The sequence below is a fragment of the Curtobacterium sp. B8 genome (genome assembly GCF_000333315.1).
Taxonomy (GTDB): domain Bacteria; phylum Actinomycetota; class Actinomycetes; order Actinomycetales; family Microbacteriaceae; genus Curtobacterium; species Curtobacterium luteum.
This window is the reverse complement of the sequence record NZ_BACW01000053.1, coordinates 1-2,518: the sequence shown is the minus strand read 5'-3', so window position 1 is coordinate 2,518 and position 2,518 is coordinate 1. Positions and strand designations below refer to the sequence as shown.

At 69.3% G+C, this 2,518-nt stretch carries 2 protein-coding genes; both read left to right on the top strand.

Going from position 1 to position 2,518, the window contains the following annotated elements:
- Nucleotides 1-470 (top strand): LacI family DNA-binding transcriptional regulator (locus I59_RS01545; RefSeq protein WP_022902370.1); only part of this gene is annotated, 470 nt, incomplete at its 5' end.
- 440 nt (nucleotides 471-910) lie between these two features.
- Nucleotides 911-2,518 (top strand): ABC transporter substrate-binding protein (locus tag I59_RS01540; protein ID WP_022902369.1); only part of this gene is annotated, 1,608 nt, incomplete at its 3' end.

The following is a 2,518-nucleotide window of genomic DNA, read 5'->3' as shown; positions in this document are numbered from 1 at the left end:
ATCGCGTCGTCGCAGGGCCGATCGACTCCCCGGACGACATGGAGCGTGCCGCGGGCTTCCGGGACGCCCTCGTGGAACACGGGGTGGACCCGGCCGACGTGTCGGTCGTGCACGGCGACTTCGGTCGAGCCCGAGCGCGGGAACTCGCGACGGCACTGTTCGCGGGCGAGGTGCCACGCGCCGTCGTCTGCTCGAACGACCAGTCCGCGCTCGGCGTGCTCGACGCCGCGGCCGCGACAGGGATCCGGGTGCCCGAGGACGTCGTGGTCACCGGGTTCGACGGCATCGACGCGGGCCGGTTCTCGTCTCCGAGGCTGACGACCGTCCACCAGCCGATGGGGGAGCTCGGGCGGGCGGCGGTCCGGGCGATCGTCGAGCGGTTGGCGCACCCGGACGGTCCGCCGCGTGCGGTGCGGCTCCCCGTCGAGGTGCTGCTCCGCGAGAGCTGCCCGCCCACCCTCGACGCCTGACCGCGCTCGGGCCCCTGGGCCCCCGCGGCGGCGCCGTGCGAGCTCCGCGCCCGGCACCCCGCGCGCTCCAGCGTGCGAGGTTCCACACACGGTGCGGGGCACGAGTCCTCGCACGCTGCGCGAAACCTCGCACCGTGCGCCCAACGCGGCGACGCCCTCGCACCGTGTGAGCCCCGCACCCCGCGCGCCCGAGCGTGCGAGGTTCCACACACGGTGCGGGGCTCGGGTCCTCGCACGCTGCGCGGATCCTCGCACCGTACGAATCGCGCGGCGACGCCCTCGCACCGTGTGAGCCCCGCCCCGACGCACCGACGACCCCGCACCGTGTCCCGCCCCGTCAAACAACCCGATCGCTTGCGCGCCGAGATGTAAGCGCATACATTGGCCTGGTACCCATCGACACGGAGGTCGACCGAGCAATGACGCTTCCCCCACAGCGCATGCGCGAACCAGCGGGCACCCCCACGCCCGCCGCGCGTCCAGCCCGCCGCACCCGCGCCGCCGGCACCGCCCGTCCCCGCCGACGCGGCCGCCTCCTCGCCGCCCTGGCCGGGGTCGCCGTCGTGGCGCTCGCCGCGAGCGGGTGCAGCATCCAGGTCCGCTCCCAGCCGGACCCGAGCATCGGCAAGGACACGATGCTCATCAACGCCGACCACGGCAACCCGCTGTTCGACCGCAACTTCAACCCGTACATCTCGAACTCGCGCACCGCGAGCAAGTGGATGTACGAGCCGCTCATCGAGGTCAACCCGCTCGACGGCAAGGGCACCCCGTGGCTCGCGAGCAGCTGGACCCAGCCGGACGCCCGCACGATCGACATGACGATCCGGCAGGGCGTCGAGTGGTCGAACGGCGACCCGTTCAGTGCGAAGGACGTCGTCTTCACGTTCGACCTGCTCAAGAAGTTCCCCGCGATGGACATCAAGGGCGCCTGGCAGCACATCGACCGCATCGAGCAGGACGGTGACCACGTCGTCTTCCACCTCAAGAGCGACGACGTGCCGAGCCTCAACATCATCGGCGCGACCTACATCCTCGGCGAGCAGCACTGGGGGAAGGTGGAGGACCCGACCACGTGGCGTGACCCGAACCCCGTCGGCACCGGCCCGTTCGTGCTCGGGAACTACACCGACCAGCAGTACTCGATGGACAAGAACCCGCGGTACTGGCAGGCCGACAAGATCGCGATCAAGCACCTCATCCTCCCGGCCACGAACACGCAGCTCGACACCGTCACCCGCGGCTACGACTGGGCGTACTCGTTCATCTCGGACGTCGAGGGCACCTGGGGTGCGGCCTCGAAGACCAACACGTGGTGGTTCCCGGCCGGCGGGGTGATCGGACTCGTCCCGAACCTCACGAAGGCGCCGTACAACGATGTCAACGTCCGCAAGGGCATCTCGTACGCGCTCGACCGGAAGGAGATCGCCGAGACCGCGACCGAGGGCAACCTGACGGCCGCGGGCCAGACGGGCCTCATCCTGCCCAACCAGGAGCAGTACCTCGACCCGTCGATCCCGGACGAGGGCATGATCACGCAGGACACGAAGCGGTCCCTGCAGGAGTTCGCGAAGTCCGGGTACACCCAGCAGGGCGGCAAGCTCGTCAAGGACGGCAAGCAGCTGACCATCACGATCATGACCGCGAACGGCTACTCCGACTGGCTCCGTGCGGCACAGCAGGTCCAGCGGAACCTGACCGCGATCGGCATCAAGGTCTCCCTCCAGGCACCGCAGCCAGCCGGCTACCAGGCCAACCTCAACAACGGCAAGTTCGACATGGCCATGGGCGGCATGGGCAACGGCGACGTCTACCAGGCCTTCAACTCGCTGCTCTCGAGCGACTTCTACCAGCCTGTCGGCAAGTCGACGGTGAACAACTACGAGCGCTACAAGAACGCCGACACCCAGGCGCTGCTCGACGAGTACAAGGCGACGACCGACGAGGCGAAGCAGCGGGAGATCCTGCACCAGCTGCAGAACATCGTGTACGACGACTTTCCCGTGATCGGCATGTACTACGGGCGGCCTCTGGGGGCTTGTTCAACA